This is a genomic window from Oceaniferula marina, assembly GCF_013391475.1.
GTDB lineage: Bacteria > Verrucomicrobiota > Verrucomicrobiia > Verrucomicrobiales > Akkermansiaceae > Oceaniferula > Oceaniferula marina.
The window spans coordinates 1-7,970 of the sequence record NZ_JACBAZ010000018.1 but is presented as its reverse complement, the minus strand read 5'-3'; the positions used below and the strand labels follow the sequence as shown (position 1 = coordinate 7,970).

Genomic DNA, 7,970 nt, shown 5'->3' with positions numbered 1-7,970 from the left:
CAAAACCATCAGCGGTTTCAGACGTTTTCGTACTCGTTCTACACTGAGACGCAACTAAGCAACACAGGCCGACAACCGCTAATCTTAGAATGTATCGCATATCGCTCCCGAGAGATTTCTTATTATTGCCGAACGTAAAGTTCACCGGCCGCGATGAAAGAGTCGATAAACGATTAAAGTTTCAATTTTGTAGAACCGCCAAAAAACCTGGCCCGGCAGCTACTAGCGGTCGGGTGCAACGACTTGTTCGGCCTTGTTATTCTATATCCTTCTGAGGGGGCTTAACGCCATGCTTTCTAGCGTATTCCCCTGAAGCTTTCCAATGCGGCCACTTACGTTCATCAGCCACAATACGATCACGCTTAAACAATGATATACGTTGGGCTTTAGGTTCAGCCAATATAAAACCAGTCTCAGTAAGCTCAAAGCTTAGCCCATCTTCAAAAGGTTCCAGCAAAACAGAATCTGAACCGCCGTAATGGACCAACAATTCTTCAATATTTTGGGGTCTAGATGCCGAGTCTTCATCTAAAGAACATATGGCCAGATAATAAATGCTAACAATGGTAGCCTCACGATCTGTCGCCTTAGCCTTAAGATTCTGATTGTATATGGTGATGCCTAGCACTACGAATAATAGAACACCAATAACTATGGATACGCGCTTCTTCATGCTATTTTTGCCGAACGTAAAGCACACCGGCAGCGATCAGGCGCCGACATACGAATTAAAGATACAATGTCGTAAAAAGGTTTGCCGTCGCAAACTCGACAGCTACTAGCTGTCGGGTGCTGCGACTTGTTAGCTCAATATTTATTTCATATATTTTGCTGCTATATTACTGAGAATTAGAACGGCAAAAACACATACCGAGCAACAAGAACTATAGGAACCACTAGAAATAATGTGTAGATTGAGTATGGCTCCTTACGAATCATAGCAATGATCGAAAACACTACAATTATTGGGAAACCAATAATCATACCCCATAAGGGAGCATTGAGAATTCCAAAATCTACGCCAATACCTGGAGCCGGCTCATAGGATTTCCATGCTATGACTATACCAAGTATCATGATTAGTGCAGACAGACACGCCAGCAGCGTGAAAGTCGAAACCGATGATTGCTGCGACATTTTTTAGCTAACGTAAAGCACACCGGCAGCGATGTACCAGTTACGCAAAGTTTAAAGTTTCAATCTCTATTCCAAAGAAGCAAAATCCTAGCCCGACAGCTACTAGCTGTCGGGTGCTGCGACTTGTTATGCTTCTATAGTTTTGTCGATCCATTTGGTGAGATTTCTCCCCATATTTCCGTAGTAAGAGTGACGCAGGATGAAGCCTTCATCTTGGGCAATGAGCAAACTGGCTACCTGATCGGTTGAGTCCCAAGCATCCCCATGTATAGCGTCGATTAGCACAAGATTAAGTACCCACTTATCATTGAACGTTGTAACAGTATTGATGATCGCTTCGACGACTTTGCGGCGAAACAATTTTGAATTCTGCAGAGTAACAGTGAAAATATATCTAGGAGTGTTGAAGTGATCAACAATCCAATCAAAGCCGAGTGAGTATTTGTCCTTAACAATGCTTGCTATCAATTCTTCTATCTCAGCCTGTTCTTCTTGTTCAATGGCGAGGACGTCATCCTCGAATTCGATTGAAGAATATTTTTCCCATGCCTGATCCCAAGCAGCCTCAGTTACGAACGACATTTTCATTTTTTGCATAACGTAAAGCACACCGGCAGCGATCAGGCGCCGACATACGAATTAAAGATACAATGTCGTAAAAAGGTTACCTGTCGCAACCTCGACAGCTACTAGCTGTCGGGTGCTGCGACTTGTTCGGCTTATTTGTTTTCAAGCCGTTTCTTCAGAGCAAACAAGGATAAAGATGGCTTCGATGATTTACGAGGTTCTCGGATACTGTATGACCACGTTCCAACCTTCCTGCCCGATTTAAGATGAGTTATACTATAAATGGGGCCACCAAGATCACTTCGAGAGGCTTTTTTACCTCTGTGAACTGTATCCAAGTATGTATCAACTTTCACAATATCATCCTCGGTGAGGACTAAACGCCCGAGTTGCTTTCCACGATCCTTGATAACTACCTGCTTCCCTGAAAAAGAATAGATACAACTAGAAATAGCAGGCTCTGTGTAGGTGACCGTGACGACTAATTCGTCAGAAGTCTTGAGCTTCTCGATTTTTGGCAATCCTCCGATTAAGGTGGCGACCATCAGAAACATCGAAACAAGAGTGATGATTGATGTCTTCATTATTATTTTGCCGAACGTAAAGCACACCGGCCGCGATGTGCCAGATGCATCAATTTATAACTTTCAATCCTGTAAACCAGCCAAAAAACCTGGCCAGTCAGCTGCTAGCGGTCGGGTGCTGCGACTTGTTAGCCCGATATTTTGTAATCTGAACATGTGAACAAAGAAATGAAAACAGACCAGAGTCACCCTCAAAATGAATCCACCCATCAGAATCTTCATGGTAATATTCAAACTCACCTAGAGTCACCCAAGATCGGTCTTCTTCGGTTATCAGCCTTAGATCTAGCTCACCAACTTCAAACAATATGGGAGACTTGTCTTCATTGTATAGGCGGATCGCGATAATTTCATTGAGGCCATTAACTAAGAGAACTTCAGCATCTGATCGATTCTGTGCAACTTTTAGACCGCAGATGTCACAGCCGCACAAACTTTGTAACTCAGGATTCCGCATAATTTTTTGGCTAACGTAAAGCACACCGGCCGTGATGGAATGGTCGATGGGCGGATTAAAGTTTCAATTCTGTAGAACAGCCCGAAAAACCTGGCTAGTCAGCTACTAACGGTCGGGTGCTGCGACTTGTTAGCTTATTGTTGATTAGCGGACAGTATAAAAGAAGGCATATAAAACTCGTAAGTAACACTGTAAAGTCTCCACTCAGAACAGCAAAGAATCCGCACGATATGAAAACAAACGTAATAAATAGTCCAAAACCATAAATAATTACGTTAAGCCAAGGGTTCGCGATCCTCTTAAGGAGGATGAGGCCAACCGAAAGAGATAAGGGAATAAATATTATCAGAATTGCTATTCCTGTGATATTCAAGGCCCAGTGATTCTTTTCGGGGTCAATCTTATATGAAAACATTAACACCAGCAACACAAAGAAGGATAGCAAACTCCATTGAGCCCATTTGAAGAAATTTACAATCAGAGAACTCGTGCTTGAAGTGCCAATAGAACTGGAGGCTTTCGATTCTGAAGCTGGTGGATCGTATGGATTTGTATTCATTTTTTAGCTAACGTAAAGCACACCGGCGGCGATGTAACCGCTGATGCTAAAGTTAAAGTTTCGATTCTTGAAAACAGCGACCAAACCCTGGCCAGTCAGCTACTAGCCGTCGGGTGCTGCGACTTGTTAGCCTAGACGGGATTTTCAGTCTATCTCTGAGAAAATTTTCTTATTCTACTTACCTAGATGTAGCATGAGCTATTCCCATTTCTTCTAGCTCTGATTCTGGAATAAACCCCAAACCACAATCATCACAAAAGAGAGCGGAGACAAAATTCCTGTCCTGGACGTACGGTGAAGAGAGAAATTTCTCTTCATCAACGACCTGATGGCTCATCCGTAATTCTGGAAACTGCCAAGAGCTAGCATTTAGTATGACGTGTGTTGCTATGAGCTTCGGCCTTACAGGCTCAAGCTTACCGCATTTTTCACAACACACAGCGTTCATATGCTCAACTTTTTTCATTTTTTGGCTAACGTAAAGCACACCGGCCGCGATGTGCCAGTTGCTCAAATTTATAAGTTTCAATCCTGTAAACCAGCCGAAAAACCTGGCCAGTTAGCTACTAGCGGTCGGGTGCTGCGACTTGTTAGACTTGTTTTTATTCGAGCAGAGCTACGACTTTATCCCATTTAAAATATCTCGCCAAATCCACAGCCAAGTGTCCATGCTCAGATCTAATTGTCTTATCAGCATCATGATTCAACAGAACTTCTACTTGTGCTAAATTGCCTGCTGCCGCCTCTATATGTAGGAACGTCCATCCATGTAACCCTTGATTATTAATCATGGAAGGATCTTCACTGACTCCTGAAGCGTAACTTTCTGTCATGTTAATACTCATAGGATGTTCAGGATACTCTTCACTATCACTATTCGTATCCGGGGCGCTTCTTCTAAACCTCCTTAGAAATCCATCAGATGGTTTTGATGTCGAATGCCCATCAAATAAGGATATCTGATTAGGTAATCCGAAATCATATCCCCAAGCTTCATCATGAGCTGAACGCTCCTGCCTAGACATTCGGCTCCGTATCAAATTAACCGTATAGGCACCATAAACCTTACCATCAATTGCATACATCCAATCCGATATGTATTTGGGATCGACACATACTTCATCCCCAGCCTGAACAGATGTCAGCCAATTCGGTGTATTAAGCAACACACCTCTGTAAGAGACACCATCAAAATCAACTTCATCAATCCACATATGTTCAACCTGACCGCCCTCTTCATCGGAAAAACATGCTTTTATGCACGCCATATCAAGAGCTGGAATAATTCGCCGCCTTTCCCAAGAAAGCTCTCTCCATAAAATTTTAATGGTCGATTGTGCTTTTAAGGAGGCCTGTGACATTTCCGGATCATTTCCATCGGAAAGGAATATTGGTGTCTCTGTATTGTCTTTCATTGTATTTTTTGTCTAACGTAAAGCTCACCTACCCCGATGAAAGGGCAGACAGGCGATTTAAAAGTTTTAATTCTGATAAACAGTAGCAAAACCAAACTCGGTAGCTACTAGGGGTTAGGTGCAGCGTCTTGTTCTGCTTTATTTTTTGTAAAGGCTAGATTCGTCAAACGATCACCTCTTCGTTTACTTCTGGGCTTCCAATCACCGACAGGATGTCGTCTTATTATAACCCATTCTTTCTCGTGATTCCGATCAAATATGACGGATTCTAAACCATTGCCATCGCACAGCTTCACGATAAGCAAGTCGTCTGAAATGATAGTCACTTGTGTGATTATCCAAGGAGCATTCTTATCCTCCGACAACAACCAAGGATTCATGTCAGTCTTACGGATTTGTGCAATCAGAGCCTTTATATGATCTGAGACGTTAGCCAACGATACAACTCCCTTTTCGTCGGCTTTCAGAATTCGGATTTCCTCAGAACCGTGTGTTCCCTGAATGGCAAACATGAATATCGCCAAAATTACGATGATTATTGATCTCATTATTTTTTGCAGAACGTAAAGCTCACCCGCCACGATGAAATGGTAGATGAACGAATTAATAGATTTCCTTTTGAGGAACAGAAACAAAACCTGGCACGGCGGCTACTAGTGGTCGGGTGCAGCGACTTGTTATGCAATTAGTTTCCCCCGTCTTTCTGGTTACTTTCAAGAGCGATTAGGAATACAGATTTTGCTGACCGCTGATCAGAATATTTACTTAGTCTTGCAAGGAAAACCGATGAATCCACTGAGTGAACAAACTTATGGTTTCATCTTTCGAGCCGATTCGGAATAATCAACCATTTGAATAATCTGCCTATTTTTTCGCATAACGTAAAGTTCACCGGCAGCGATGTACCAGATGAACAAAGATTAAAGGTTCAATTCTTATTAACGGCTGAAAAATTTGGCCCGGTAGCTACTAGCTGTCGGGTGCAACGCCTTGTTCGGCCAGTTTTGTGATTTCAATGAATTTGCCGATTCGGAATAATCAACCCAAGCCATCGTGAGCGATTCGGAACTCATTTGTCTGGCGGATTCTTTCGAGGACGGAACTGGGAAAGTCAATTTCCGATGAAACAATCACCGACGTTCCAATTCTGAAAACAGATCAAGCCAAAGTATTTTGAACGCGCTGCCTATTTTTTGCCGAACGTAAAGCACACCGGCCGCGATGTACCAGATGCGCAAAGATTAAAGTTTCAATTATGAAAAACAGGCGAAAAACCTGGCCGGTCAGCTACTAGCGGTCGGGTGCTGCGACTTGTTCTGCCGATTAGTTTCCCCCGCTTTTCTCGTTGCTTTCAAGTGCGAATAGGAATTCCATCTTTCTTGCTCACAACTTATGGAACGTGACACCCTAATTCGTGTGCCTTGCGAGGATAACCGATGAATAGCCTGAGTAATCAAACTTATGGTTTCATCCTTCGAGCCGATTCGGAATAATCAACATTTCTGGAAGTGCTGAGTTTTTTTTTGCAGAACGTAAAGCACACCGGCAGCGATCAGGCGCCGACATACGAATTAAAGATACAATGTCGTAAAAAGGTTACCTGTCGCAAACTCGACAGCTACTAGCTGTCGGGTGCTGCGACTTGTTATGCTTATTCAATAAATCATATACCTGTGAAGCTTAGGAGATTTTTATTCTTATCAAAGCATATATCTACATCCTCACACCTGTATTCTTCACATGCAATACAACACAGCAGGTCGAATCTTTTGTCATGATATACTCGAATGAGCGATAAAGAAATCCTGTCACTTAACTTACCTCGAGTTGATTCAATCTCTCCTGCATGAGATCTCATCTCATAAATCCGCTCGTAACACGTATCAAGCAGACAGTCAAAACTTTGAAGAACGTATTCAACTGTTGAATCAATAACACTCGTCCAAGCAACTTGATCTACTCTACCTTTTTTAGGAGGGTGAAAACAAATCTTTATGTCTTCATCATCACGCCCTCCCTCGTATTGCAAGATGCGGAATTCATTAATAAGCTCTGAATCTCCAAACGAAAATGAGTGAGCTTCATCTATAAGATTCAATTCTCCACAATATTTGCAATTGAGGTTCTTGGGATAACTTTTAATTTTTTTAAGGAAGGGCCACATAATTTTTTGCATAACGTAAAGTTCACCCGTGGCGATGAATCTCGGATAAACGGTTAATGTTTAATTCTGATTAACAGTCACAAAACCTGACACGGCAGCTACTAGCCATCGGGTGCAACGTCTTGTTCGGTTTTTTATTTAACTAACTCGCAGTAATCGCCTTATGGTTATGGAACAAGCTAGACTAGTAAACCAAGGAATCCCCCATGAGAAAACCAGGCAAAACATTCCAAACGGTATCACCTGAAGCATCAAAGCAAAATAACCTACATCTGAACTGTAAGGTTCCCCTATGTGGATCAAAGTATTCAATACGCAAAGCAAAACCATACCTATTAAAGGTGAGAATATCGTCCAAATTAATGCTGACAACTCGGGATTCCTTCTGAAGGCCGTGATTGCTGGAATCCAGATTAACAAATGTATAACTATGACACTTAACAATGCATAAACCCATTCACTAAAAGTCAAGGAATCTAATGTCGTTACCACAATACTCACGGCTCCGATCACAGCAATAATAGTAGGATACAATATGAGCTTGGTTGTTGATGGAGTCATTTTTTACCGAACGTAAAGCACACCGGCAGCGATGTACCAGTTGCGCAAAGATTATAAGTTTCAATTCTGTAAACCAGCCGAAAAACCTGGCCAGTCAACTACTAGCTGTCGGGTGCTGCGACTTGTTCTGCCGATTTGTTTTCCCAGCCTTTCGGGTTGCTTTCAAGTGCGACTCGGAATCAACCTTTCTTGCTCTCAATTTATGAAACGTGACACCCGAATTCGTGTGCCTTGCAAGGAAAGCCGATGATTTCACTGAGTGAACAAACTTATGGTTTCATCCTTCGAGCCGATTCGGAATAATCAACCTTTCTGGAAGTGCTTAGTTTTTTTGCAGAACGTAAAGTTCACCCGCGGCGATGTACCCTCTGATGAAAAGATTAAAATTTCAATGCTTCAAGAACAGTAGCAAAATCTGGCTAGGTAGCTACTAGCCGTCGGGTGCAACGACTTGTTCTGCCAGTTTATTCGTCTTCGGTGCATGGCGAATAAATATCAAATGTAAGATCTATACCCCTCTCACCCA

7 protein-coding genes are annotated in these 7,970 nt (G+C 42.5%); all 7 read right to left on the bottom strand.

What is annotated here, in order from left to right:
• Window positions 1-256: 256 nt before the first annotated feature.
• On the bottom strand, window positions 257-673 hold the full coding sequence (locus HW115_RS18605) for a hypothetical protein (protein ID WP_178934951.1): 417 nt from the start codon (window positions 671-673) through the stop codon (window positions 257-259).
• A 590-nt stretch (window positions 674-1,263) separates the two neighbouring features.
• Window positions 1,264-1,734: a hypothetical protein gene (locus HW115_RS18600; protein WP_178934949.1), complete on the bottom strand. Its 471-nt coding sequence runs from the start codon at window positions 1,732-1,734 to the stop codon at window positions 1,264-1,266.
• Window positions 1,735-1,856: 122 nt separating this feature from the next.
• Window positions 1,857-2,288, bottom strand: a complete 432-nt coding sequence (locus tag HW115_RS18595) for a hypothetical protein (RefSeq protein ID WP_178934947.1) — start codon at window positions 2,286-2,288, stop codon at window positions 1,857-1,859.
• A gap of 1,194 nt (window positions 2,289-3,482) precedes the next feature.
• Window positions 3,483-3,818, bottom strand: coding sequence for a hypothetical protein (locus tag HW115_RS18590; protein WP_178934945.1), 336 nt, complete (start codon window positions 3,816-3,818; stop codon window positions 3,483-3,485).
• 88 nt (window positions 3,819-3,906) lie between these two features.
• Complete coding sequence (locus HW115_RS18585) at window positions 3,907-4,719, bottom strand: DUF2314 domain-containing protein (protein WP_178934943.1); 813 nt, start codon at window positions 4,717-4,719, stop codon at window positions 3,907-3,909.
• Between the two features lie 107 nt (window positions 4,720-4,826).
• Complete coding sequence (locus HW115_RS18580; RefSeq protein ID WP_178934941.1) at window positions 4,827-5,300, bottom strand: hypothetical protein; 474 nt, start codon at window positions 5,298-5,300, stop codon at window positions 4,827-4,829.
• 1,082 nt (window positions 5,301-6,382) lie between these two features.
• Entirely contained in the window at window positions 6,383-6,895 is a 513-nt protein-coding gene (locus HW115_RS18575; RefSeq protein WP_178934939.1) for a hypothetical protein, read from the bottom strand.
• Between the last annotated feature and the right edge of the window lie 1,075 nt (window positions 6,896-7,970).

Coding starts and splice junctions, on each gene's coding strand:
- HW115_RS18605 (WP_178934951.1), bottom strand. CDS start 673: ATGAAGAAGCGCGTATCCATAGTTATTGGTGTTCTATTATTCGTAGTG.
- HW115_RS18600 (WP_178934949.1), bottom strand. CDS start 1,734: ATGCAAAAAATGAAAATGTCGTTCGTAACTGAGGCTGCTTGGGATCAG.
- HW115_RS18595 (WP_178934947.1), bottom strand. CDS start 2,288: ATGAAGACATCAATCATCACTCTTGTTTCGATGTTTCTGATGGTCGCC.
- HW115_RS18585 (WP_178934943.1), bottom strand. CDS start 4,719: ATGAAAGACAATACAGAGACACCAATATTCCTTTCCGATGGAAATGAT.
- HW115_RS18575 (WP_178934939.1), bottom strand. CDS start 6,895: ATGCAAAAAATTATGTGGCCCTTCCTTAAAAAAATTAAAAGTTATCCC.